This window comes from Halomonas sp. GFAJ-1, from assembly GCF_000236625.2.
Classification (GTDB): domain Bacteria; phylum Pseudomonadota; class Gammaproteobacteria; order Pseudomonadales; family Halomonadaceae; genus Vreelandella.
The window spans coordinates 24,576-48,427 of sequence record NZ_AHBC01000061.1; the positions used below are offsets into that span (position 1 = coordinate 24,576).

Annotated in this window: 22 protein-coding genes; 18 read left to right on the plus strand and 4 right to left on the minus strand. The window is 55.8% G+C overall.

Annotated elements, in window-relative coordinates:
* The first annotated feature begins 108 nt into the window (after positions 1-108).
* From fabZ to tilS, 7 genes are all read left to right on the plus strand, one after another.
* Positions 109-552, plus strand: coding sequence for a 3-hydroxyacyl-ACP dehydratase FabZ (fabZ, locus tag MOY_RS15785; RefSeq protein WP_035540934.1), 444 nt, complete (start codon positions 109-111; stop codon positions 550-552).
* Positions 549-1,316, plus strand: a complete 768-nt coding sequence (gene lpxA / locus MOY_RS15790; RefSeq protein WP_009101748.1) for an acyl-ACP--UDP-N-acetylglucosamine O-acyltransferase — start codon at positions 549-551, stop codon at positions 1,314-1,316. Before fabZ ends, lpxA begins: the two co-directional genes overlap by 4 nt.
* Before the next feature lie 30 nt (positions 1,317-1,346).
* Positions 1,347-2,546 (plus strand): lipid-A-disaccharide synthase, encoded by a 1,200-nt coding sequence (gene lpxB, locus MOY_RS15795; protein ID WP_009101750.1) that lies wholly within the window; start codon positions 1,347-1,349, stop codon positions 2,544-2,546.
* Entirely contained in the window at positions 2,536-3,153 is a 618-nt protein-coding gene (gene rnhB / locus MOY_RS15800) for a ribonuclease HII (RefSeq protein ID WP_009101752.1), read from the plus strand. The genes lpxB and rnhB overlap by 11 nt, the downstream gene beginning before the upstream one ends.
* Positions 3,154-3,191: 38 nt before the next feature.
* Entirely contained in the window at positions 3,192-6,695 is a 3,504-nt protein-coding gene (gene dnaE / locus MOY_RS15805) for a DNA polymerase III subunit alpha (protein ID WP_009101755.1), read from the plus strand.
* Positions 6,696-6,827: 132 nt separating this feature from the next.
* Complete coding sequence (gene accA / locus MOY_RS15810; RefSeq protein ID WP_009101757.1) at positions 6,828-7,784, plus strand: acetyl-CoA carboxylase carboxyl transferase subunit alpha; 957 nt, start codon at positions 6,828-6,830, stop codon at positions 7,782-7,784.
* Positions 7,765-9,054, plus strand: a complete 1,290-nt coding sequence (tilS, locus tag MOY_RS15815) for a tRNA lysidine(34) synthetase TilS (RefSeq protein ID WP_009101760.1) — start codon at positions 7,765-7,767, stop codon at positions 9,052-9,054. The genes accA and tilS overlap by 20 nt, the downstream gene beginning before the upstream one ends.
* Here the strand turns inward: tilS and ppx are convergent.
* On the minus strand, positions 9,032-10,570 hold the full coding sequence (gene ppx / locus MOY_RS15820) for an exopolyphosphatase (RefSeq protein WP_009101762.1): 1,539 nt from the start codon (positions 10,568-10,570) through the stop codon (positions 9,032-9,034). The genes tilS and ppx overlap by 23 nt on opposite strands.
* Positions 10,571-11,026: 456 nt before the next feature.
* Here ppx and rho point away from each other — a divergent pair, with 456 nt between their 5' ends.
* The 8 genes from rho to MOY_RS15850 all read left to right on the plus strand — a co-directional run bounded on the left by rho (position 11,027) and on the right by MOY_RS15850 (position 17,889).
* Positions 11,027-12,286: a transcription termination factor Rho gene (rho, locus tag MOY_RS15825; RefSeq protein WP_009101764.1), complete on the plus strand. Its 1,260-nt coding sequence runs from the start codon at positions 11,027-11,029 to the stop codon at positions 12,284-12,286.
* 73 nt (positions 12,287-12,359) lie between these two features.
* Positions 12,360-13,853 carry a 4-hydroxy-3-polyprenylbenzoate decarboxylase gene (gene ubiD / locus MOY_RS15830; protein WP_009101766.1) on the plus strand — a complete coding sequence of 498 codons (1,494 nt, stop codon included), beginning with the start codon at positions 12,360-12,362 and terminating at the stop codon, positions 13,851-13,853.
* Between the two features lie 42 nt (positions 13,854-13,895).
* The gene (locus MOY_RS15835) at positions 13,896-14,675 is read left to right on the plus strand and encodes an NAD(P)H-flavin reductase (protein WP_009101768.1); all 780 of its coding nucleotides are present in this window, start codon (positions 13,896-13,898) and stop codon (positions 14,673-14,675) included.
* Between the two features lie 65 nt (positions 14,676-14,740).
* Entirely contained in the window at positions 14,741-14,869 is a 129-nt protein-coding gene (locus MOY_RS17690) for a hypothetical protein (RefSeq protein ID WP_257790896.1), read from the plus strand.
* Between the two features lie 85 nt (positions 14,870-14,954).
* Positions 14,955-15,098, plus strand: a complete 144-nt coding sequence (locus MOY_RS17290; RefSeq protein ID WP_158003275.1) for a hypothetical protein — start codon at positions 14,955-14,957, stop codon at positions 15,096-15,098.
* Positions 15,099-15,438: 340 nt separating this feature from the next.
* Positions 15,439-16,509 (plus strand): 3-deoxy-7-phosphoheptulonate synthase, encoded by a 1,071-nt coding sequence (locus tag MOY_RS15840; RefSeq protein ID WP_009101770.1) that lies wholly within the window; start codon positions 15,439-15,441, stop codon positions 16,507-16,509.
* 91 nt (positions 16,510-16,600) lie between these two features.
* Positions 16,601-17,113 carry a DUF3087 family protein gene (locus MOY_RS15845; RefSeq protein ID WP_009101772.1) on the plus strand — a complete coding sequence of 171 codons (513 nt, stop codon included), beginning with the start codon at positions 16,601-16,603 and terminating at the stop codon, positions 17,111-17,113.
* 47 nt (positions 17,114-17,160) lie between these two features.
* Positions 17,161-17,889 carry an MliC family protein gene (locus MOY_RS15850; protein ID WP_009101774.1) on the plus strand — a complete coding sequence of 243 codons (729 nt, stop codon included), beginning with the start codon at positions 17,161-17,163 and terminating at the stop codon, positions 17,887-17,889.
* 30 nt (positions 17,890-17,919) lie between these two features.
* On the opposite strand, the gene MOY_RS15855 is transcribed toward MOY_RS15850, so the two are convergent.
* Positions 17,920-18,999, minus strand: a complete 1,080-nt coding sequence (locus tag MOY_RS15855; protein ID WP_009101777.1) for a metal-dependent hydrolase — start codon at positions 18,997-18,999, stop codon at positions 17,920-17,922.
* A gap of 75 nt (positions 19,000-19,074) precedes the next feature.
* Between MOY_RS15855 and MOY_RS15860 the strand changes: the two genes are divergently transcribed.
* Genes MOY_RS15860 through MOY_RS15870 form a run of 3 tightly spaced genes read left to right on the plus strand, consistent with a single transcriptional unit; the run spans position 19,075 to position 20,462 of the window.
* Positions 19,075-19,524 carry a DUF411 domain-containing protein gene (locus MOY_RS15860; RefSeq protein ID WP_009101779.1) on the plus strand — a complete coding sequence of 150 codons (450 nt, stop codon included), beginning with the start codon at positions 19,075-19,077 and terminating at the stop codon, positions 19,522-19,524.
* A gap of 18 nt (positions 19,525-19,542) precedes the next feature.
* Entirely contained in the window at positions 19,543-19,983 is a 441-nt protein-coding gene (gene gloA, locus MOY_RS15865) for a lactoylglutathione lyase (RefSeq protein WP_009101781.1), read from the plus strand.
* 59 nt (positions 19,984-20,042) lie between these two features.
* Positions 20,043-20,462 (plus strand): META domain-containing protein, encoded by a 420-nt coding sequence (locus MOY_RS15870; RefSeq protein ID WP_443134869.1) that lies wholly within the window; start codon positions 20,043-20,045, stop codon positions 20,460-20,462.
* Positions 20,463-20,494: 32 nt separating this feature from the next.
* Here the strand turns inward: MOY_RS15870 and MOY_RS15875 are convergent, their stop codons facing one another.
* Both MOY_RS15875 and MOY_RS15880 read right to left on the minus strand, forming a co-directional pair.
* Positions 20,495-21,697 (minus strand): FAD-dependent oxidoreductase, encoded by a 1,203-nt coding sequence (locus MOY_RS15875; RefSeq protein WP_009101785.1) that lies wholly within the window; start codon positions 21,695-21,697, stop codon positions 20,495-20,497.
* Positions 21,697-23,841: an FAD-dependent oxidoreductase gene (locus MOY_RS15880; protein WP_009101787.1), complete on the minus strand. Its 2,145-nt coding sequence runs from the start codon at positions 23,839-23,841 to the stop codon at positions 21,697-21,699. The genes MOY_RS15875 and MOY_RS15880 overlap by 1 nt, the downstream gene beginning before the upstream one ends.
* Positions 23,842-23,852 lie beyond the last annotated feature (11 nt).

The window sequence follows — 23,852 nt, forward strand, 5'->3', positions numbered from 1 at the left end:
CTTGAGGCTTGCTTGCAGCAGGTTATAATCCACTGCCTTTTGACCAGCCGCTGAGCTGGTGAGCGCCTGATTTTTTTCAGGCCTTTTGTCATTTTAGAGGTCGTTACGATGGTTATGGATATTAACGAAATTCGCGAATACTTGCCGCACCGCTACCCGTTCTTACTGGTGGACCGTGTGACGCAATTAACCATTGGCGAATCCATCGTTGCGTTCAAAAATGTTAGTATTAATGAGCCGTTTTTCAATGGCCACTTTCCCCATCACCCAATTATGCCCGGTGTGCTGGTGGTTGAAGCCTTGGCCCAAGTGTGCGGTATTTTAGGTTTCAAAACAGTTAATAAACTGCCCGCTGATGGCTACGTCTATTATTTGGTAGGAAGTGATAAAGTACGCTTTAAGCGCCCCGTGATGCCTGGCGACCAGCTGGTATTGGAAGCAAATGTGATTCGTGGGAAGCGGGGAATTTGGAAATTTGCTTGCCGCGCGACGGTTGATGGTGAACTGGCGTGCGAAGCTGAAATTATTTGTGCCGAGAGGAAGGTTGCTTGATACATCCTACTGCACTGGTTGACCCGACGGCGCAGCTTGCTGATGACGTTGAGGTGGGCCCGTTTAGCGTTATTGGAGCAAACGTTACGATTGGCGCCGGCTCAATCATTGGCCCCCATGTGGTGATCAAAGGGCCAACGGTGCTGGGTGAGCGTACACGCATTTTTCAGTTCGCCTCGGTGGGCGAGGATTGCCAGGATAAAAAGTACGCTGGTGAACCAACGCGTTTGGTGATGGGCGATGATAACGTGATCCGTGAAGGCGTTACCCTCCATCGCGGAACGGTGCAGGATCGTGGTGAGACCACTATTGGTTCGCGCAACTTATTTATGGCCTATGTCCATGTCGGGCACGACTGCGTGATTGGTAGCGACTGTATTTTGGCTAATCAGGTAACGTTGGCCGGTCACGTCACCCTTGGCAACTTCGCTATACTTGGCGGTTTGTCAGCGGTTCATCAGTTTTGCCACTTTGGCGAGCACGCTATGGCGGGTGGCGGCTCGATTATCACTAAAGATACCCCTGCCTATGTGATGATTAACGGTAACCCCGCCGAAGCCCGAGGCCTTAATCTGGTGGGGTTGAAGCGTCGTGGATTCAGTCGTGACGCTATTAACGCGCTCAGCACCGCTTATAAAATGGTGTATCGCCAAGGGCTGACTGTAGAGCAGGCGGTGAGTGAGATGCGTAGCCGCTTCGAGTTACCGGAAGTTGTTCTCTTTGCTGACTCCATTGATCGCTCCACCCGTGGCATTGTGCGCTAACACTCACCTCTAATCGGTTTTTCCGTCCTTATGACCCTTGAGCGCGTATACCTTGTGGCTGGCGAGCTTTCCGGCGATATCTTAGGTGCTGGATTGATGCGCGAGTTAAGCGCTCGTCATCCCGGCGTCGAGTTTCGCGGTATGGGTGGGCCACGCATGGAAGCGCAAGGGCTTGTCAGCCGCTTTCCCCTTGAAACGCTATCCGTCATGGGCTTGGTTGAGGTGGTTAAGCATCTTCCTGAGCTGTTACGCGTGCGCCGCACGCTGCGCGAAGAAGCGCTTGTCTGGCAGCCCGATATCATGATTGGTATTGACGCCCCCGACTTTAATATTGGCCTAGAAAAACAGCTACGCGATGCCGGGCTTAAAACTGCCCACTACGTTAGCCCCTCGGTATGGGCGTGGCGGCAGGGGCGAGTCAAAAAGATCGCTAAGGCCGTTGATGGGATGTTAACTCTGCTGCCTTTTGAAGCCGATTTTTACCATCGCCATCATGTGCCCGTCGCCTTTGTGGGTCACCCGTTGGCCGATGAGCTGCCCCTTGAGAATGACCGTCACGCTACTCGTCAAGCGCTTGGACTTCCCTCTGAGGCTTCAATTGTCGCGTTGCTACCCGGCTCCCGGGGCAATGAAATTCGTTTTTTAGGCGCGACTTTTTTACGCGCCGCCGAGTTGCTCTGCCAGCGCCATGAGACGCTTCACGTGGTTATTCCCGCGGCGACCCCGCAGCGTTATCAGGAAATCAGCCAGCTACTGGTAGGCTATCCCTCCTTACGCGAGCGCGTCTCGCTACTGGATGGCCAAGCCCGCGAGGCCATGGTTGCAAGCGACGCCGTGTTGCTGGCTTCGGGCACCGCTGCCCTTGAAGCGATGCTATGTCATCGTGCGATGTTAGTGGCCTATAAAATGGCCCCGGCTACTCACTGGCTGGCAAAACGATTGGTGAAAACCCAGTGGATTTCACTGCCCAATCTGATTGCTCAAGAGAGCCTGGTGCCTGAATTGATTCAGGAGGCTGCCACATCGGAAGCGATTGCCGATCGGCTTGACCAGCTATTGGCGGATGAGGCGGCGCGGCACGCTCTGGAAGCACGTTTTGCACGCATGCATCAAACGCTCCAGCGCAACGCCAGTCAGCGCGCCGCCCAGGCAATCACCTCGCTGGTGGCAGGCGAACCTTTAGATAACGATGAAATAGCGGGCCAAGAAGAGCGACATCATGGCCGTTAAACTCGCTGACTATCCAGCGCTGGTCATTCATTACCAGGGTGATCGTCTGGCGGGTGTGGATGAAGTCGGCCGAGGCCCGCTGATCGGTAGCGTGGTGGCCGCGGCGGTGATTCTTGACCCCTCCCAGCCTATTGAAGGTCTGACAGATTCAAAAAAGCTTACCGCCCGTAAGCGAGAAGCGCTGGACGTGCAGATCCGCGAACGGGCGCTGGCGTTTGCTGTAGCCGAAGCGAGCGCAGCAGAGGTGGATCAGCTCAATATTTACCATGCGACCCATCTGGCGATGTGCCGGGCAGTAGATGCCTTGACCCCTGAAGCAGAGTATCTGCTGGTAGATGGCAACCGCTTGCCGGGGCACGCACTGCCGGGCCAGGCGGTGGTAAAGGGCGATGCTCGTCATCCGGCGATTGCCGCCGCGTCTATTTTAGCCAAAGTCGTTCGAGATGCGCAGATGGTGGCGCTGGATATGCGCTATCCTGAGTATGGTTTCGCCCGACATAAAGGCTATCCCACGAAAGAGCACTTGGCAGCACTGGCCGCTCATGGGCCACTTGCCGAGCATCGCCGCAGTTTCGCGCCGGTACAGCGTCAGTTAGCGCTGCTGTAAGCCTTCTCTATTTATCTAGTTCTGTTGCTGAGAGTCCCATGACGGTTCCGTTCGTTCATCTACGTTTGCACAGTGAATACTCTCTGGTTGATGGCTTGGTCAAACTCAAGTCATTGATCAGTACCACCGCTGAGCGCGGGATGCCGGCGTTGGCATTGACCGACGAGGCCAACCTGTTTGGCTTGGTGAAGTTTTACAAAGCCGCCCAAGGAGCCGCGCTTAAGCCCATCATTGGCAGTGATTTATGGCTGCATAACCCCAATGATGATGCGCATCCGTACCGTATTACGCTGCTGGCCATGGACGGGGTTGGGTACCGCAACCTCACCGAGTTAATTTCCAAAGGGTGGAGTGAGGGCCAGCGGCAGGGGCGCGCTATTCTGGATAAACAGTGGGTGCTAGATCAAAGCGACGGCTTGATAGCCCTCTCCGGCGGTCGTGAAGGGGAGATTGGCCGCCACTTATTATCTGAGCATGAACGTGAAGCACGGCTGTTGCTGGAGGAGTGGCAGCGCGCCTTTCCTGATCGCTTCTACCTAGAGCTGATTCGTACGGGGCGGCCGCTTGAGGAAGAGTGTGTTCACGCCAGTGTTCAACTGGCCATTGAGTCAAATACGCCGGTAGTCGCCACTAACGACGTACGGTTTTTAGAGCGTGAGGACTTTTGGGCCCACGAAACCCGCGTGGCGATTGGCGAAGGCAAAGCGCTAGACGACCCGCGTCGCGAGCGCCGTTATACCGAAGAACAGTACCTGAAAAGCCCCGAGGAAATGGCCGCACTGTTTGCTGACATACCTGAGGCGCTAGAAAACAGCGTAATGATCGCCGAGCGCTGCAGCGTGGATGTGCGCCTGGGTGAGATTTTCCTACCCGAGTTCGAAATTCCCGAAGGCATGACCCAGGATGAGTTTTTCCGCAAGGTCTCCCACGACGGTTTAACCGAGCGGCTGGATTTTCTTTTTCCTGCCGAGCAATATCCCCGTGATAGCGAGACATTTCGTGAGATCGACCAGCGCTACCGGGACCGGCTTGAGTTTGAACTGAACGTTATTATCCAGATGAAGTTCCCAGGTTACTTCCTGATCGTTATGGACTTTATTCAGTGGGCCAAGGATAACGGCGTACCGGTAGGGCCGGGGCGTGGTTCGGGCGCGGGGTCGCTGGTGGCCTATGCGCAAAAAATCACCGACCTTGACCCCATTGGTTACGACCTGCTGTTTGAGCGCTTTCTAAACCCCGAGCGTGTCTCCATGCCCGACTTTGACGTCGATTTCTGCATGGAAAAGCGCGACAAAGTAATTGACTACGTCGCCGACCGCTACGGTCGTAATGCGGTTTCCCAGATTGTTACCTTCGGTACCATGGCCGCCAAGGCGGTGGTGCGCGATGTGGCTCGCGCCCAGGGCAGGCCCTATTCGCTGGGCGACAAGCTCTCGAAGCTGATTCCCTTTGAAGTGGGCATGACCCTTGCCAAAGCGATTGAACAAGAGCCCGCGCTAAAAGAGTTCATCGAGAAGGACGAAGAGGCCGAAGAGATCTGGGAGATGGCGCTCAAGCTAGAGGGCACCACCCGAGGCACCGGCAAGCACGCCGGGGGTGTGGTGATTGCGCCCACCAAGCTGACCGACTTTTCGCCGCTGCTTTGTGATGAAGATGGCTCAGGCTTAGTGGTTCAGTTTGATAAAAATGACATTGAAGAAGCTGGGCTGGTCAAGTTTGACTTCCTCGGGCTGCGTACGCTGACGATTATCGACTGGGCCCTTAAAATGGTCGATAAAGTGCGGGGTGTTAACGGCCAAGAACCGCTGAATATCGACGCCATTCCGTTAGACGATGGCAAAACCTTTGAGATGCTCAAGCGGGCTGAAACTACCGCCGTCTTCCAGTTGGAATCTCGCGGTATGAAAGAGCTGATCAAGCGCCTGCTGCCGGATTCGTTAGACGATATGATCGCTCTGGTGGCCCTGTTCCGCCCAGGGCCGCTGCAGTCGGGCATGGTAGATGATTTTATCAACCGTAAGCATGGCCGCGCTGAAGTCTCTTATCCACACCCTGATTATCAGCACGAACTGTTGAAACCGGTGCTAAGCCCCACCTACGGCATTATCTTGTACCAAGAGCAGGTCATGCAGATCGCTCAGGTGATGGCGGGATATTCGCTGGGGCAGGCGGATATGCTGCGCCGCGCCATGGGTAAGAAAAAACCCGAAGAGATGGCCAAACAGCGCGCAGGCTTTATGGAAGGGTGCGCCGACAACGGCATCGACAAAGATCTGGCGGGCAACATCTTCGATCTAGTGGAGAAATTTGCGGGCTACGGTTTTAACAAGTCCCACTCCGCAGCTTACGCCTTGGTGTCGTATCAAACCGCCTGGCTGAAGGCTCACTACCCAGGGCCGTTTATGGCCGCGGTTATGTCCACGGAAATGGATAACCTGGATAAAGTGGTGCCGTTAATTGAGGAGTGCCGCAACCTCAAGCTTACCGTTACCCCGCCGGATGTTAACGTCGGTGGTTACAGATTTACTGTCGATACCGAAGGCCGTGTGGTGTACGGGCTGGGGGCGATACGCGGTGTCGGCGAAGGGCCGATTGGCGCCATTGTTGAGGCCCGCAATACCGATGGCCCGTTCAAAGATCTGTTTGATTTCTGTCGCCGCCTCGACCCCAAACGGATGAATAAGCGGACCTTGGAAGCGCTGATTCGATCAGGGGCGCTGGATACGCTTGGGCCCAACAGGGCAGTGCTTGCCGCCGCCATGGAAGACGCCCTAAAAGCCGCTGCTCAAAACCACGCGAACCAGAACCTGGGTATGCTGGATATGTTCGGTGAGTCGTTCAGCGCAGAAGAGGAAGCAAGCGACCCTTACGCTGAATATCATAACGCCCGTGAATGGACTGACCGCGAGCGGCTCTCAGGGGAAAAAGATACCCTGGGCCTCTACCTGACAGGTCACCCAATTGATGAGTACGAGCGGGAGCTAAAACGCTTTGTCTCGACACGCATCAGCGATCTAAAACCTTCCCGCGAGCCGCAGCGGGTGGCGGGGCTGGTAGTGGCGATGCGTACGATGAAGTCTAAGCGTGGCGATACCATGGCATTTATCACCTTGGATGACCGTACCGGGCGCATTGAAGCCTCGCTGTTTGGTGAATTGTTTGAGCAGCTACGCGGCCAGATTGAGTCTGATCAGGTGATTATTGTCGAAGGTGAGGTCTCAAATGATGACTTTTCTGGCGGCATGCGCCTGCGTGGCAAAGACGTAACGCCCATGGTGACGGCTCGGATACGCTACGGGCAGGCAGTGGAGCTGGCACTGGATGCCGAGCAGATCAACGGCCGGTTGGTGGAAAGCCTACGCGACAGCCTCACCCCCTACCGGGATGAAGCGGGCTTGCCCGTGCGTTTGCAGTATCGCCACCCGGATGCGGTGGCATGGCTGGAGCTAGCCGATGAGTGGAAGGTAGCCCCCAGCGATGACTTGCTGCTTGCGCTGCGCGATGTTCAAGGACAGGCAGGTGTGCAACTGCGCTATCGATAACGCTCACCGATAGATAATGCACGGTTAAATAGCAGTAGGGCGTGTACCCAACTTGCGTGGCAGGGTCAGGGTGCGATAATGCCCTTTATTTTCTAATGACATATGCATGCTTACTTTGATCAGGCAGAGCCGATGAATCCTAATTACCTCGATTTTGAACAGCCCATTGCCGAACTCCAGGCAAAAATTGAAGAGCTGCGTTTGGTCAGCTCTGATAGCCAGGTGAATCTCTCCGATGAGATTGCTCGGCTGGAAGAGAAAAGTCGCAAGTTAACCGAATCGATCTTCAAGGATTTAACGTCCTGGCAGGTTTCCCAGATATCTCGCCACCCTCAGCGCCCTTACACGCTGGATTATCTTGAGCATATTTTTACCGATTTTGATGAGCTTCACGGCGACCGAAATTTTGCTGACGACGCGGCACTGGTCGGTGGTATTGCGCGCTTGAATGATGCGCCGGTAATGGTCATCGGCCATCAAAAAGGCCGTGATGTAAAAGAGAAGGTGCGCCGCAACTTCGGCATGCCGCGCCCAGAAGGTTATCGTAAAGCCTGCCGTTTAATGGAAATGGCCGAGCGCTTTAAAATGCCGATTCTGACGTTTATCGATACGCCTGGCGCTTACCCGGGTATCGATGCTGAGGAGCGTGGTCAGTCAGAAGCCATTGCGTATAACCTGGCCGTGATGTCGCGTCTGAAAACCCCCATTATTTCCACTGTTGTTGGTGAGGGGGGGTCTGGTGGCGCACTGGCGATAGGTGTGTGTGATGAGCTGCATATGTTGCAGTACTCTACCTACTCGGTAATTTCACCAGAAGGCTGTGCTTCTATCCTGTGGAAGAGCGCGGAAAAAGCCTCCGATGCCGCTCAGGCCATGGGGATTACCGCCGAACGTCTGAAAGAGTTAGGGTTTGTCGACGAGCTGATCAAAGAGCCGCTGGGCGGCGCTCATCGCCACCCGCTGACCACCGCCGAGCGTGTTAAAGAAGCCTTGGCAGGTAGTCTTGATCGCCTACAACGCCTAGATACCGATGCGCTGCTTGATCGCCGCTACAAGCGCCTGATGAGCTATGGCGCCCCAGCTGCCTAAGCCGCTGCTCCGCTTGCTAAATGACGCCCTGGCGGAGACCCCGCCAGGGCGTACTATTTGGGTAGCCCTTTCCGGCGGGCTGGACTCGTCGCTGCTGCTGACGCTTGCTGCTCACGTTTGCCGAGATGCGAGTCGCCCGCTGCGCGCTATCCACATCAACCATGGGCTGCAATCAGCGGCCAGCGCCTTCGAGGCGCACTGTCGGTTACTGTGTGATGGCCTAGGTGTGCCGCTGACCGTGGTTCATGTGGTGGTGGACAGCCACGGAGAGGGCATTGAGGGCGCTGCACGGCATGCGCGTTATAGCGCCTTCAAGCAGTCGATCCCCCACGGCGATACGCTCTGGTTGGCCCAGCATCAGGATGACCAGGCGGAAACCTTGCTACTGGCAGCGCTGCGGGGCAGCGGTATCCGGGGCTTGGCGGGCATGCCCTACCGGCGTGTGTGGGAAGGATTAACCCTACTGCGCCCCTGGTTGAGTATTAGCCGGCGCACGCTAGCGGAAACCGCCAAGAAGCTGGCGCTGGAGTGGCATGAAGACCCCACCAACGCGGATGTGGCGTTTGACCGTAATCGCCTGCGTCACCAAGTGATGCCGCAGCTTCAAACGCGCTGGCCAGGCGCCGCAAGCTCGCTTGCAAAAAGTGCCCAGCACGCTGGGGAAGCTGACCAGCTACTGGTCGAGTATGCGGCGAGCGAATTGGCAAGCCTTGCGGTGGGAGAGGGTTGCCTTGACACCACCGCGCTAGGCCAGCGTAGTCTCCCCCGCCAGCGCTTGCTGGTGCGTACCTTCTGCCAACAGTTAGGCTTACCTACTCCGCCCCAGAAACGCTTAGACAGCCTGTTGGCGCAGCTGGCCGTCTCCACCGATGCACAGGTGAAGGTGGTATGGCTGGGCGTTGAGGCGCGGGTATGGCGTCAGCGGCTCTATCTTATGGCCGCTTTGCCACCGCTGCCTGACTGGGAAACGGCTTGGGATGGTCAGGCAGGACTTTCCACTCCGCTGGGCAAACTGATGGTTTCAATGCCATCCTCGCGTTCGATGACGCTGCGCTGGCGTCAGGGGGGCGAGGTTATTGATCTTCCAGGCCGCGGTCGCCGGGATTTAAAGCGGCTGCTGCAAGAGAGCGGGCTGCCGCCTTGGGAACGCAAGCGCTTAATAGTGGTGCTAGAGGGGGAGAGGTGCGTTGGCGTCATTCAACCGCCTGCCCAGGTGCTATGGCAGGCGAAAGAGACTATTTTTACTGTTACTGACGAACGGCAAACGTAAATCCAGCCGCGACCATAAACGCCTGCTCTTGCTCCATGTCGGTGCTGAGTAGGGTGGGCTCATCGCTACTAGGCAGTGTCACTGTCAGTATTGAGTCTTCCACGCTAATTTCCGGTAAAGGGGGGGCGCTCTCGGGCCGCGAGTGGTTGATCAGTACGGCAAGGCGCAGCAAGCGGGCCAGTTTTGCACACCCTTCCTGATGTGAAATGGGCAGTGCCTGCCACTCTTTGAGCGGGAATTTGCGTCGGTGGGCGCGTACTAAAAACGCCAATAAACGCTGCTCCGGGCGTGAAAAACCTGCCAAGTCGGAGTGCTCTAGCAAGTAAGCACCGTGACGATGGAACTGGCTATGCGAGATGGCTAAGCCAATTTCATGCACATGGCTGGCCCATATGAGGTAGTGGCCCTGTGTTTTGGTTAGTCCCCATGCCTTTTTTACTTTATGAAACAAGCGAGCGGCGGTATCGGCGACGTTTTCCGCTTGTCGGGAATCAGCATCGTAAATCCGTTTTAGCGCATCCACGCTCTTGGAGCGGGTATCCTCTGCGCTGTTGCGTCCAGCCATGTCGTACAGCACGCCTTCCCGCAGGGCGCCATCGGCAAAGCGCATTTGGGAAAGGTTAAAGGCTTCAAAGATAGCGCTCAAAATGGCGATACCTGCCGGAAAAACTTTTGCCCGGTCGGGTTTTAGGCCGTCTAGTTCAACTTTATCCAAATGTTTGCACTTCAGCAGACGTTCACGGAGCTTTTTCAAGCCACTACGGGTGATAACGCCCTCTTGAGGCGTGTCGCCGTAGGCGTATAGCACGCTTGCAGCGGCTTTAATCGTTCCGCTTGAACCTACGGGGTCGTCCCAGCCAAGGCGCTGGTAAGGACGTTGAATGTTGGCTAATTCAGAAAACGCCGCCAGCTCAGCGCGGCGCATGCGCTTTTCACTTAGCTCATCATCGGGGAAGAAACGGCGGCTAAAGGTAACGCAGCCCATCCGCAGGCTTTCCAGCGCTTTGGGCTCAAAGGACTCGCCAATGATAAATTCGGTAGACCCGCCGCCAATATCAACAATCAAACGTCGGCCATTTTCTGCTAAAGCGTGGGCAGCCCCCAAGTAAATCAAACGGGCTTCTTCTCGGCCGGCAATAATTTCAATGGCATGACCGAGCTGGGCTTCGGCGCGCTCAATAAAGGCTTGGCTGTTATTGGCATCGCGCAATGCATTAGTGCCCACAATGCGCAGGTGGGCGTCTTCAATATCTTTTAGAAAGGGCGCAAATCGGCCTAGGCAGTCTAATGCTCGCTGCATAGCGGCTTCGCTTAGGTAGCCCTGGTCATCTAGCCCGGCGGCTAACTGCACTTTTTCTCCCAGACGAGCGACCACCTGTAGGCGCTCGTTTTGGTAGTTAGCCACCAGTAAATGGAAGCTATTTGAACCTAGGTCGATGGCAGCTAAGCGCTGCGGATCACCATAGTCAACGTCTTCCTTTACTGCGGTGGTAGGGAGTGAAATGTCCTTGGGCATGAGCTATCCTTCCTGTTGGCTATGCCAAGGTTGCGGCGCCCTCTGACTATTGTCAATTGTCAAAGGCTTGCGTTTATCGCAGCCCTTGACTACCATCGAGCTACTGGCTTGATCCGAGTTGGCTTGTTCGTCTATTTAACAAGCGTAGTGACTCGGTTATCCCGAGCAGTACGTATCCAGATGGCATCAGCCAGATGTCCAAGTCGTCAGATAACCCGCTGAAACAGCATTTTTCTGTGCCGATCAGATTAACTAGTTTATTAGCACCCTCTCGCTAAGCAGTCATTGATGCCGTCACTTCTTAATTTGGTATCTGATTCAAGACTGCCCAGCCTTCAGTATTCGAGAGTGTGCCTAGATGGGTTCTGAACGCATCACTCGGCGGAATGACCACGCCTCCTGTCTTATTCCCGGCGCCTAGCGTCCAGCTTTCATGAGCAACTTTCTAACACACCGATGAATCTCACTGAACTCAAGCAAAAATCCGTTCCCGAGCTGCTCGATATCGCCCGCGAGATGGGTATCGACAACTTAGCCCGTTCGCGCAAGCAGGACATCATTTTCGCTATCCTCAAGAAGCACGCCAAAAGCGGTGAGGATATTTATGGCGATGGTGTGCTGGAAATTCTCCAGGATGGCTTTGGCTTCCTGCGCAGCGCCGACAGCTCCTACCTCGCCGGACCGGACGATATCTACGTATCGCCGTCACAGATTCGTCGTTTCAATCTGCGTAAAGGCGACTCCATTTCCGGCAAAATCCGCCCGCCGAAAGAGGGTGAGCGCTACTTTGCGCTGCTCAAAGTTAGTCAGATCAACTTTGACCGTCCCGAAAACGCCAAGCATAAGATTCTCTTTGAGAACTTAACGCCGCTGTTTCCGGATGACCGGATGCGCATGGAGATCGGCAACGGGTCTACTGAAGACCTGACCGCTCGGATCATTGATCTGACCGCGCCGATCGGCAAAGGCCAACGTGGCCTGCTGGTGTCGCCGCCGAAAGCGGGTAAGACACTGATGCTGCAGAACATCGCGACATCGATTACGCGTAACAACCCTGAGTGTCATCTGATCGTTCTGCTGATCGATGAGCGCCCTGAGGAAGTAACCGAGATGTCGCGCACCGTGCGCGGTGAAGTCGTTGCCTCTACGTTTGATGAGCCACCGGCCCGCCACGTGCAGGTTGCCGAAATGGTCATCGAAAAGGCTAAGCGTCTGGTTGAGCACAAAAAGGACGTGGTGATTCTGCTTGATTCCATCACCCGTTTGGCCCGTGCATACAACACCGTGGTACCGAGCTCCGGCAAAGTACTGACCGGTGGTGTAGATGCCCACGCGCTTGAGAAGCCAAAGCGTTTCTTCGGTGCTGCGCGTAATATCGAAGAGGGCGGCAGCCTGACGATTATTGCCACTGCGCTAGTAGATACCGGTTCGAAAATGGACGAGGTCATCTTCGAGGAGTTCAAGGGTACCGGCAACATGGAAGCGCACCTTGACCGCAAGCTAGCTGAGAAGCGTGTCTTCCCGGCGATCAATATTCGTCGCAGCGGTACCCGCCGTGAAGACCTGCTGGCCTCTGAAGATGAAATGCAGCGTATGTGGATTCTGCGCAAGCTGCTCAACCCGATGGAAGATACGGCTGCCACCGAATTCCTGATTGATCGTCTGAAAGATACCAAGACGAACTTGGAATTCTTTGAAGCAATGAAGCGCCGCTAGGCGCTGCATTACGGCTAAGCACTAGCGATAGCAACGCCTGACAGCCGGGGTGAAGTGCCTTGAGGAGAGAGCCTTGAAGTACCACGACTTGCGCGATTTTATTGCGGCCCTAGAAGCACAGGGTGAACTCAAGCGAATTAAAGCTGAAGTTGATCCTTACCTGGAAATCACTGAAATCTGCGACCGCACGCTGCGTGCCGGTGGCCCTGCATTATTGTTTGAGAATGTGAAGGGACACGACATGCCGCTGTTGGGCAATCTGTTTGGTACACCCAAGCGGGTAGCTCTGGGCATGGGGCAGGATTCAGTAGAGGCGCTGCGTGAAGTAGGTAAGCTACTGGCGTTCTTAAAAGAGCCAGATCCGCCCAAAGGTCTAAAAGACGCCTGGGACAAGCTGCCGATCTTCAAGCAAGTGCTTAGCATGGGGCCAAAAAGTGTCAAGCGCGCGCCGGTGCAGGATGTCGTTTATGAAGGCGATGAGGTTGATCTAGGCCGATTGCCCATCCAACACTGCTGGCCTGGCGATGCAGCTCCCTTAGTGACGTGGCCCCTGGTGATTACCAAAGGCCCCCACAAAAAGCGTCAAAATCTGGGTATTTACCGCCAGCAGAAAATCGCCAAAAACCGTCTGATTATGCGCTGGCTTTCCCATCGCGGCGGCGCGCTGGATTTCCTTGAGTTTCAAAAAGCCCATCCGGGTGAGCCGTTTCCGGTCGCTGTCGCGCTAGGCGCTGACCCGGCCACGATTTTGGGTGCAGTGACCCCCGTGCCCGATTCGCTCTCTGAATATGCCTTTGCCGGGCTACTGCGCGGTTCTCGCACTGAGCTTGTTAAGTGTGGCCACGCTGATCTTGAAGTGCCCGCCTCCGCTGAGATTATTCTTGAAGGCTTTATTTACCCGGATGATATGGCACCAGAAGGGCCGTTTGGTGACCATACCGGTTATTACAACGAGGTTGACCACTTCCCGGTGTTCACCGTGACGCGGATGACCATGCGCCGCGACGCCATTTATCACTCCACCTATACAGGCCGCCCACCCGACGAGCCCGCCATTTTAGGCGTCGCGCTTAACGAAGTGTTTGTGCCGATTTTGGCTAAGCAGTTTCCTGAAATTGTCGATTTCTACCTGCCGCCAGAAGGCTGCTCCTACCGCATGGCCGTAGTGACGATGAAAAAGCAGTATCCCGGTCACGCCAAGCGCGTGATGATGGGTGTATGGAGCTTCTTACGCCAGTTTATGTACACTAAGTTTGTCATTGTGCTGGACGACGACGTGGATGCGCGCAATTGGGAAGATGTCATGTGGGCGATCACCACCCGGATGGACCCGGCGCGGGATACGGTCATGGTGGAAAATACCCCCATCGACTATCTCGATTTTGCGTCGCCTGTTTCTGGGCTAGGGTCCAAAATGGGGCTGGATGCGACCAATAAATGGCCCGGCGAAACCGACCGCGAGTGGGGCACGCCGATTGTGATGGATGACGCGGTGAAGACGCGAGTCGATGAGCGTTGGGATGAGTTGGGCATCGATATTCCGTTACCCGCGCCTCGCCACAGTTAACCTGACGGTGCGGTTCAAACGACTTTTCACAAAGAGGCTTTAATGAGCGCAACGACGTTAACGTGTAAAACGCTAACCTGCCAAGTCACCGCTGTTGAGGATTTAAATCCTGACGTATTTGGGGTGACCGTCGAAGGGCGCGCTGAAGCCATGCAGCATGCACCAGGACAATATCTAGAGCTCAAACTAGACGACGAAACCTGGGTGCCATTTTCCATTGCCAGCGCCGACCGTCGAGACGGCACCATCGAGCTGCATATTCAGCACTGGCCAGAGCGCGATAATTCAGCGCGCCTGCGTGATCTGCTGCAAGTGGCCAATCAGTTAACGGTGCGTCTGCCCAGCGGCGAGTGTGTACTGGATACTGAAAGTGAGCGCCCATTGTTGCTGATTGCTGCAGGAACCGGTTTCGCTCAAATGAAAGCGATCATGGAAGCTTCCCTGCAAAGCCAACCAGAACGGCCTATCTCGCTCTGGTGGGCTGCGCGTGAACACCGCGATCTTTATGCTGAAAACCTAGCTACCCAGTGGGCACAGCAGCACGCCAATGTCTCTTTTCAAGCAGTGACTGAGTTTCCGCTGACTGAACCATTAGCGCCGGGTGAGCGTATCTCCCATTACCAGGGGCGGGTTGATCTGGTGTTGGAAAAGGCGTTGATGAAAGCCACTGAAAAAGCTCCTGTTCGGCCCAGCGATTGCGACATTTACCTCTCTGGCTCGCCGGGAATGGTGTATGCCTGTGTTGCTATCCTTGAACGCCAAGGTGTTGGTATTGAGCGTATGTTTTCGGATGTATTTGCCTACGCACCGCGTCCTCAATAAAATGGCCGACCAACGCATGCTATCTCTGTCTCGCTAACTCCCTATCCCGATAACAAGGAGGCTTTATGGCCGATCATGACGACAACTTTAAAGATGAATCTGGTTTGCTTGCCATTGTCCTGGGCCTTGTGGTGCTGGTAAGCATGAGCGCGCTGCCTGCAACGATTGGTTGGATACAAGCATTTAGTGGCTGATAGTTGCCATTTTGCCCGTATGCAGGCAGGATTAAGCCAATAGACCCAACGTCTTCGGCGAATTTATTAAACATTGGATAATGTTATGCACATTGCACTCACTACACAGCGCCCCAACGCCAAGCCGGAAACGGCGGTTAGCGCGTGGATATCTGAGTGTTTAAGTGCGTTTGCGTTTGTTTATGCTGCGTATTGGTTTAGCCACGGTGTGCCCCTGGCCGACCGATAAGGTCGCGCTAACAGGCACACCACCTCGGTTGCCTGCCGCATGCAAAGAAGCCTCGGTTGGTAGCCCAACCGAGGCTTCTTTTGTTTTAAGCCTATCAACACCGTCCATAGAACATTCATCAAGGAGCTGCACCATGTCTTACCGCGTACACGCTATCGCCTCTTCCATTGCCCCCCGCTATATCGGTTATGGCTATGGCTGGCGATTTAGCGGCGCGCGGTCGGTGCAAGCTGCCACCTCCGACCGTGCCTGCTTGGGTGGCCAGTTAGTCACGCGAAGTCATACGCGAAGTCATACGCGAAGTTATACGCGATGTCACACGCTTTCGGAGAGATAAATAATGAATGCCCATGCCAGTCCTGCAAAGTCACCGCTATCGTCATTAACTAATGGCCCTACGGGTACGACTCAGCCGTTGCCGCTGCCTGTAGAGCTTCGCCGACGTATCGGCATTAGTGCGCCGTTGAGCGAGCAAATTACCCAGCAGCGCCACGCAGTCCAGCGCGTTCTCAATGGCCAAGACAATCGGCTACTGTTCGTTGTAGGTCCATGCTCGATTCATGACCCGGACGCGGCCCTTGAGTACGCCGATAGGCTAGCGGCGCTGAGCGATGAAATCAGCGAGCAAATTCTGCCGGTCATGCGTGTATATGTCGAAAAGCCCCGCACCACCGTCGGGTGGAAAGGCCTCGCCTACGACCCAGATCTAGACGGTAGCGGCGATATGCCCCGCGGGATTGCACTCTCCCGTGAGCTCATGCACGCAGTAGCAGCGCGAGGCCTGCCGGTGGCCACCGAGCTTTTGCAGCCAATGCTGGCGCCCTACCTGGATGACCTGCTGAGCTGGGTAGCGATTGGCGCGCGCACCACAGAGTCCCAGCTGCACCGGGAGCTGGCCAGCGATTTAAGCGCTGCCGTGGGGTTCAAAAATGCCACCAGTGGCGATGTGCAGGTAGCCATTGATGCTATGCAAGCAGCAGCGCATTCTCATCAGCGTTTTGCCATCGACAGTGAAGGTCGGCCAGTCATGCAGGAAAGTGCTGGTAACCCTCATACCCACCTGGTACTGCGGGGCGGTCACGGCGAGCCCAATTACCAGGCCCACCATGTGCGCTCATCGGTAAATGCCTTACACAAAGCAGGTCAAAACCCACGTTTGATGGTGGACTGCAGTCACGCCAATGCGCGTAAAGATCATCGCCGCCAAAGCGAGGTTATGCTGGACGTGCTTGCTCAGCGTAAAGCAGGCGATGCTAACCTAGTAGCGTTGATGCTTGAAAGCTACCTGTTTGAAGGTAAGCAAGCGCTTAAACCCAGCAGTATGCGCTACGGGGTGTCGGTGACTGACGCCTGCGTTAGCTGGGAAGCAACGGAGCGGCTGCTTAAAACGGCCGCCGAGCGAATGGGCTAAACCAGCAATCTCTATGCATTGCTAGATAACCTCTTGTCTGGCTGGGTCAGCCCCGTATCATAAGAGCCTTCTATTGATAATGAGGTTGGCCATGGCTTTTACGCTTGAACAACATAGTCCAGATGCTTACCGTCGCAAAGCGCGCATGATCAGTATCGTGATGGCAGGGCAGCTAGTGGTTTTTGGGCTGCTGTTTTCAATGCTATTAGCCGCCACCTTTGGCGGCAGCTTCTGGATGAACGCCCTGGGCGTGCTGCTTGGGTTGCTGGCCACTAGCGCGATGTTCGCTGTGCTGCGTGATCGGCCCTGGATGACTGAAATGCGTTACGTCTGGCAGCTCAAACATCACCTTTCGCATATTAGCGGCTACTTACAGCCTCTACGCCGAGGTGTGGAAGAGAACAATCGCGTAGCGCTGGATATCGTGACGTTCTACCACCAGGGAATGACCCAGTTGGCTGAGCTCAATGGCCGTACCACTGACGATGATGCTGAGCGCCTTGCTGAAAAAATGCAGATAAAATTAAAGCGCGAAGAACTAGGGCTGCCAGAGCAGGTTAATCGCTTTGACCCACAGGATTTGAGTGCTTTTAAACGCCGCTAGAGCTGTATTTAATGCCGTTAGAGTTATCCAACAGGGAGCATTGAGTCATGATCCACGCAAAAAAATCGTTCGTCGCCATGGCAATGGTGACCACAACACTGGCTATCGCTGGCTGTGCCACGTCTACAACGGCGCCGAGTGAGTCTGCCAATATGACGGTAAACAGCAGTGCGCCTTTGCTTCCTGCTGCTCTGTTCCCTGGTAGCGCCGAGAGATTTGATGCTTGGGAGTGTCAACCAGCGAACCAGAATCTAGTCACTGCGGTAAACGACGATAATCTGCGCCTCTGGTCGCTGCACGGTGCTTGGCGGTTACCTGAAGCCGTGGTTGCCAGCGGTGCACGCTATCAGGACGGCGAAATCAGCTTCTGGAACCGGGGTGACCAAGCCCAGGTAGAAACGCCGCGTGGCCAGCTTCAGTGTCAGCAAGGACTCGTGCGAGAAGCATCAACCCGCGCCAATCATCCCGGCGTGATGTTCCTAGGGCGTGGCAACGAGCCGGGCTGGTCGATTGAGCTAGCGCACGACGCCCCTGTGATGACGTGGACGACCGCCTACGGCACTGAAACGCAAACCCTGCCTTATATGGTGAGCGTGATGGATAACGAAGCGGGCCGTGTCGTTATTGAAAACGCCAACGCCGAGCACTTTTTCCGTGTCCGTATCGAAGCCGGCGCATGTTTTGATGACATGAAAGGTCAGCCTTATCCTGCCCGCGTCACCTTGACGATAGACGGCGAGCAGTACAACGGCTGTGGTCAAGGCATCGCCCCGTAATCAGCGGCTTATCATAATAGCGCTAGCGTTTTAACAGTGGTAAAGGAACGGTTCTGCACGCCACTGGGGCTCAATAAAGTCGCTAGCGCAAAGCGCGGTAACATCACCTGCCGCTCTGGAGGCGAGTCTAGAGAGCGTTTCCAGGCGGAGGTCCCGTGAGGTTTCGAGCTGCTCGCTCGTTTCTACCGGTCTCCATGTGTCCCCATCCCGCGTTGCCAGCGTAAAGCTGAACGGGTGGAAACCTGGAAAGCCGAGGCGGATATCCGTGGCAATCAACGTTTCCTGGCCATCTATAAGGCGTGTTTCATAGCGCAAAAAAGGACCGGTAAACCACGCCAATCGCTGGCCACGCGGCCCCGCCAGTGCATACTCCTCAAGGGCTACATTGCGCCTAAGCGGCTCAAGCGTTAAGGAGCGCTGGCGATCGAATAAACCCACTAGGCTCTCGTAATAGCGGTCGTCATCGATAATGGTGGCGCGCCACAGCACAATATTAAACGGCGTGGGCTGGATCAAGATGGGCGCTTGCTGAAGCCCTTGCTCAGCCAGGACCGGCGCGAGGCGCTGTTCAACGCTCCACTTCGCACCCGCCGCTAACAGTAGGTAAACGCTGGAGAGCGCGAGGCCTATGGCGCAGGCATTACGCACTTTTTTAGTGGTAATCCCGATAAGCAAGGCAATAAGCAGCGGTAGCGTGTAAAAAGGGTCGATAATAAACACGATAGGCCATGCCACGGGCGGCACGTCTAGCGGCCAAAATAGCTGAGTTCCGTAAGTAGTAAAGGAATCAAGCAGCGGGTGAGTGGTCAGACAAAGCACGAAAAACCACCACCAATGGTGAAAGTGAATAGGCCGTGCTGCTGTTGCTGGAAAAAAGCGTGTAGCCAGCAGGGCAAATAGAGTACCTAGGCCGGTCAGCACAAACAGTGAGTGGGTGAAGCCTCTGTGCTCCGTTACATTGGCCACGGCATCGCCGTAGTCGAGCACGACGTCTAGGTCGGGCAGCGTGCCGAGCAGCGCACCAATCAACACGGCTTTACGGCCCAGCCGGCGGCCTAAAATGGCGCCGCCAACGGCAGCCCCTAATGCTGCTTGGGTAATCGAATCCACTGATGGCTCCTTGGGGTGGCCCCTACGCAAAGTAGTCGATGTACTATTATACAGATCTGTGAGGAGGGTGGTTGAATGTCACGAAATCGTCTAATTAAATGCTTGTCAGGTGGTCTTCTGGCTGCCTATTCGTTAAGTGCTTTGGCAGCGCCTACTATTGACGTCCACAGTGACCCTAACTGCGGCTGCTGTAGTGACTGGGTGGCTCATCTTGAAGAGGCAGGGTTTGACGTTAATCACCACCGTGATGGCGATGTCCGTGCCATTAAAATGGCCAACGGCGTTTCTCCTGAACTGGCCTCCTGCCATACCGCCCTGGTGGATGGCTACGTGATTGAAGGCCATGTCCCCGCGTCGGATATTAAACGCCTGCTGGAAGAGCGTCCGGACGTTGTTGGGTTAACGGTACCGGGTATGCCCCACGGTTCGCCGGGGATGGAAACAGGTCGTGTAGATGATTATGCCGTGCTCAGCTGGACTCGTAACGACAGTCCCCCTGCTATCTTTAGCGAATATACCCAGTAATCACAAAGGGAGAGTGACATGCAGTTTTTGCACACTATGGTACGGGTAACTGACCTGGACGCGTCGCTGACGTTTTACTGCGACCTGTTGGGGCTGAAAGAAGTACGTCGTAAAGAGAACGAAAAAGGCCGTTTTACGCTGGTTTTTCTCGCCGCACCGCAGGATGAGGCACGCTCAGAACGTTTAACGGCTCCGGAGCTAGAACTGACCTATAACTGGGATCCAGAAGAGGTAGCCGGTGGGCGCAACTTCGGTCATTTAGCCTATCGCGTTGACGATATTTACGCGCTATGCCAAAAGCTTCAAGATAATGGTGTCACCATTAACCGCCCACCTCGGGATGGACATATGGCGTTTGTAAAGTCGCCCGACGGTATTTCTGTCGAGCTACTGCAAAAAGGCGATGCGCTCTCGCCCCAGGAGCCATGGGCGTCAATGGAAAATAGCGGAAGCTGGTAACGTTAAAAATGAGGAGTAACCGTAAGGTGAAAGGACTACCCCGTAATGCCGTGCTCGGAATGGGCTTGGCGCTTTTGGTCAGTGCGTGCAGCAGCGCCCCTCAGCAAGAGCGTGTGGATGCCCCGAAAAGCACTGAATTGTCCGGCCCGATTGTCGAGCAGCGCTGGAACTTGTTGCTGGTAGGCACCGATGAGCGGCTCTCCATGCAGGAAACCCCGTTTTTCCGCATTGAGCGCGACGGTAAAGTAAGTGGCTCGGATGGCTGTAACCGCTTTACCGGTAGCGTGAGCTTAGGCGAAAGTCAGCGGATTGAGTTTAGCGAGCTGGCGTCCACCCGCATGGCCTGCCCTAATATGGAAGATGCCAAACGGGTAACCGATATGCTCGATACGGCTTATCGCTATCTGATTGACCACGACCGGCTGGTGTTCTTTGGCCCAGATAGTCGCGTGTTAGGCGGCTGGCGCGAAGCCAATTAAGCCTTTAGTCACAACCTGAGCGCCGCCATTATTTATGACTTAAAAGGCGGATTGAAGCGCGCTATAAAGCGCGCATCAATCCGCTTTTTCCATTCCCATACCCAGCGGCCTGAAAAACCGATCTCACCACGGCTGGCAATCGCGTGGCCATCGCCAGTGCCAATCAGTGCCAGCACGCGTTTAGGTGGCTGCCACGCGGCCAGCGGTTCATGGTGGCAGGCGGCGCGCAGATTGTCGGCGAGCAGTGGCCCCATGCGCACCGCGTACACGCCGGCCTTAGGTAGAGAAGAAACGTGCAGTGGAGAAGTGTGCAGTGGTGGGTTGAAAGCCGCACAGTCGCCAGCGGCGAACAGCCCCGGCTGGCTCGCTACTTCAAGGGTCTTATTCACCTGGATAAACCCATGCTGATCTAGCGGCAGCGCGGTGTCTTTAAGCCAGGCTTGGCCAACGGCACCGGTCGCCCATAGCACGATATCCGCGTCAATGAGTTCCCCTTCAGAGGTGCGCACGCCACCTGCTATTAGCGCCTGACCACGCACGCCGTGACGCAGTGTAATACCTGCCCGGTGCAGCGCCCGCTTTGTTAACCAGCGGGGCAGCCGACCGGCGCCGGGTAGCAGCGTTGGTGATGCACTGACTAGCGTGCCTTGCCAGGTAATGTCGGCGCGCTGTTGACGAAGCTGCGCTAGCACGCTCATCAAGGTTTCACAGCCTGCCGCGCCGCCGCCTACGCTCACCACCCGCTGGTGAGTGCCCGTAGGGAGTTGGTCGATCTTCTCTCTTAGCGCTTGCCAGCGGTGGTGCAGTGAGCTTAGTGGACGCATCGCCAATAAGTAGGGGCGCAGTTCGTCATGGGTTTTGGAAAACTTCTGCTCTGGCAATGACTGTTCGGGCAACCGTAACGTGGAGCCCACGTTAAAGGAGGCCACATCAAACTGGATCACCTCGCCATTCGCTAGCGTTACTCGGCGCTTAGTGGGATCGATAGCCACTGCAGGCGAGGTGATTAAATGGGCACCTGCCCGTTGCGATAGTGCCGCCACATCAATTTGTGTTTCGCGTAGCGTGCATTCCCCAGCCAGCCAGGTGGGCACGCTGCCGGAATAGGCGGCCAGATTGCTATCGCTGACCACGGTAATTGCTATCGCAGGGTCTGGGCGCTGGGCAAAGGCTTCCAGCACAAAGGCGTGGGCATGGCCCGCGCCAATCAGCACCAGGTGTTTCATGGGCGGCATCACTTTTCCTCGCCACGGCGCCAGCGGAAGTAGCGCGCAAGCAGGGTGAGAATACGCTCGGGTTTGTGGGCGTTTTTCCATACGCCCGCGGTGGCCTTGGCGGCTTCACCCAGCGTTGGGTAGGGGTGAATGGTGCCCAGCAGTTTGTTCAGCCCCAGCCCATGCTTCATCGCAATGGTAAATTCACCCAGCCACTCCCCGGCGTTTTCCGCCACGATGGTAGCACCGAGTATTTTGTCTCTACCGGGCACGGTGAGCACCTTGATAAAACCTTCTGTGGCCCCTTCGGCAATGGCGCGGTCGCTTTCGCTCATGGCGTAGCGGGTAACTTCAAACGCTACTCCTTTGGCGGTGGCCTCTTTTTCGTTTAGCCCGACCCGCGCTACTTCCGGCTGCACATAGGTGACGGCAGGCATAAAGCGGTAATCCACTGCAAAGCTTTTCAACTCGCCAAACAGCGCGTTGACTGCCGCGTGCCACGCCTGATGCGCGGCGGCGTGGGTGAGCTGGTAAGGGCCGGCTAGGTCGCCGCAGGCCCAAATATTGGGCAAGCGGGTTTGCAGGCGCTCGTTCAGCGCTAGCGTGCCGCCTTCTGTGGTGGTAATGCCCAGCGCTTCCAACCCTAAGCCTTCAACATTTGCTTGGCGGCCAACACTCACCAGCAGGTAGTCGAATTCGACAGTGAGCCGTTCGCCATTATGCTCCACTACAAGCTGGTGTTCCTGGCCGACTTGGCAGACCTCCAGCGCTTTAGCGCTGGTCATCACGGTCACGCCTTCCTGGGTAAGCGTGCGCGCAACGTGCTCGCCCACTTCCGTGTCTTCACGGCTAAGCAGCTGCTGCGCGCCTTCCACGAGTGTTACGTGGCTGCCTAAGCGGGCAAAGCTTTGGCTTAGCTCGCAGCCAATCGCACCGCCACCCAGTACGATCAAGCGTTTAGGCAGCTCGGTGAGCGACCATAAGTTTTCCGAGGTGAGAATCGGTGCGTGCTCAATGCCAGGAAGCGAAGGCACTCGGGGGCGTGCACCGGTGGCCAGCACGATATGGCGGGCGGTCAGGGTTTTCTCACCCACTTTAATTTCCCAGGGAGACGTTAGGGTGGCGTGATCTTGATACACCGTCACCCCAAGTCCTGAGTAGCGCTCGACGCTATCGTGGGGTTCGATGTCGGTAATTGATTGATGAACGTGGCCCATCACGTCGGCGAAATTTATCTCTGGCTCGCTGGCGCTAATGCCAAAGCGTTGCGCCGTGCGGATTTCATGGGCGGCGCGAGCGGCGCGAATCAGCGCCTTAGAGGGCACACAGCCGGTATTTAAACAATCGCCGCCCATTTTGTGCTTTTCTACCAACGCCACTTTGGCCTTTACGGCGCTGCCAATGTAGCTAGTAACAAGACCTGCCGAGCCACCGCCAATCACTACGATGTCGTAATCAAAGCGGGATGGACGAGTATAACCACGGTAGGCATTGCGTTTTTGCACCAGTAGCGCAATACGACGCGCTATCCAGGGAAACACGGCCAGCAGCGCAAACGATGCCAGCAATCCAGGGGAAATAATGCCGCTAAGGTTTTCCAGCTCGCCCAGTTGGCCGCCTGCATTCACGTAAACCGCCGTACCGGGCAGCATGCCAAGCTGGCTCACCCAATAGAATGTGGTGGTTTTGAGCCGCGTTAGCCCCATCACCAGGTTGATCATAAAAAACGGAAACACCGGTACCAGGCGAAGGGTGAAAAGATAGAAAGCACCGTCTTTATCTACGCCACGATTGACCGTTTCAAACTGGCGGGGAAAGCGCTTCTCAATCGGTTGGCGAAATAGAAACCGCGAAACTAAAAAGGCCAGTGTGGCGCCGATGGTGCTGGCAAAGGAGATAATCAATAGTCCCCAACCGAGGCCAAAGAGCGCCCCACCCAGCAGAGTGAGCAGTGTCGCACCCGGTAGCGACAGTGCTGTCATGACGACGTACACGGCAAAGAAAATCCCCGCAACCTGCCAAGGCGACTGTTGAAACGCTGCCTGAAAATCGCTGCGATAGGCTTGTAGGGTTTCCAAGGTGAAAAACGTGTGGGCGCCGCTCAGGTAAAAGCCGAGCACGGCCAGTAGCAGCAGGGTGATAATCAGCAGGCGCTGACGGTTCATGGCAGGCTCCG

What these genes read in the sequence shown, in the direction of transcription:
- fabZ (WP_035540934.1), top strand. Translation starts at nt 109, where the DNA reads ATGGTTATGGATATTAACGAAATTCGCGAATACTTGCCGCACCGCTAC.
- lpxB (WP_009101750.1), top strand. Translation starts at nt 1,347, where the DNA reads ATGACCCTTGAGCGCGTATACCTTGTGGCTGGCGAGCTTTCCGGCGAT.
- rnhB (WP_009101752.1), top strand. Translation starts at nt 2,536, where the DNA reads ATGGCCGTTAAACTCGCTGACTATCCAGCGCTGGTCATTCATTACCAG.
- dnaE (WP_009101755.1), top strand. Translation starts at nt 3,192, where the DNA reads ATGACGGTTCCGTTCGTTCATCTACGTTTGCACAGTGAATACTCTCTG.
- accA (WP_009101757.1), top strand. Translation starts at nt 6,828, where the DNA reads ATGAATCCTAATTACCTCGATTTTGAACAGCCCATTGCCGAACTCCAG.
- tilS (WP_009101760.1), top strand. Translation starts at nt 7,765, where the DNA reads ATGGCGCCCCAGCTGCCTAAGCCGCTGCTCCGCTTGCTAAATGACGCC.
- ppx (WP_009101762.1), bottom strand. Translation starts at nt 10,570, where the DNA reads ATGCCCAAGGACATTTCACTCCCTACCACCGCAGTAAAGGAAGACGTT.
- rho (WP_009101764.1), top strand. Translation starts at nt 11,027, where the DNA reads ATGAATCTCACTGAACTCAAGCAAAAATCCGTTCCCGAGCTGCTCGAT.
- MOY_RS15835 (WP_009101768.1), top strand. Translation starts at nt 13,896, where the DNA reads ATGAGCGCAACGACGTTAACGTGTAAAACGCTAACCTGCCAAGTCACC.
- MOY_RS17690 (WP_257790896.1), top strand. Translation starts at nt 14,741, where the DNA reads ATGGCCGATCATGACGACAACTTTAAAGATGAATCTGGTTTGCTTGCC.
- MOY_RS17290 (WP_158003275.1), top strand. Translation starts at nt 14,955, where the DNA reads ATGCACATTGCACTCACTACACAGCGCCCCAACGCCAAGCCGGAAACG.
- MOY_RS15840 (WP_009101770.1), top strand. Translation starts at nt 15,439, where the DNA reads ATGAATGCCCATGCCAGTCCTGCAAAGTCACCGCTATCGTCATTAACT.
- MOY_RS15845 (WP_009101772.1), top strand. Translation starts at nt 16,601, where the DNA reads ATGGCTTTTACGCTTGAACAACATAGTCCAGATGCTTACCGTCGCAAA.
- MOY_RS15850 (WP_009101774.1), top strand. Translation starts at nt 17,161, where the DNA reads ATGATCCACGCAAAAAAATCGTTCGTCGCCATGGCAATGGTGACCACA.
- MOY_RS15860 (WP_009101779.1), top strand. Translation starts at nt 19,075, where the DNA reads ATGTCACGAAATCGTCTAATTAAATGCTTGTCAGGTGGTCTTCTGGCT.
- gloA (WP_009101781.1), top strand. Translation starts at nt 19,543, where the DNA reads ATGCAGTTTTTGCACACTATGGTACGGGTAACTGACCTGGACGCGTCG.
- MOY_RS15870 (WP_443134869.1), top strand. Translation starts at nt 20,043, where the DNA reads ATGGGCTTGGCGCTTTTGGTCAGTGCGTGCAGCAGCGCCCCTCAGCAA.
- MOY_RS15875 (WP_009101785.1), bottom strand. Translation starts at nt 21,697, where the DNA reads ATGCCGCCCATGAAACACCTGGTGCTGATTGGCGCGGGCCATGCCCAC.
- MOY_RS15880 (WP_009101787.1), bottom strand. Translation starts at nt 23,841, where the DNA reads ATGAACCGTCAGCGCCTGCTGATTATCACCCTGCTGCTACTGGCCGTG.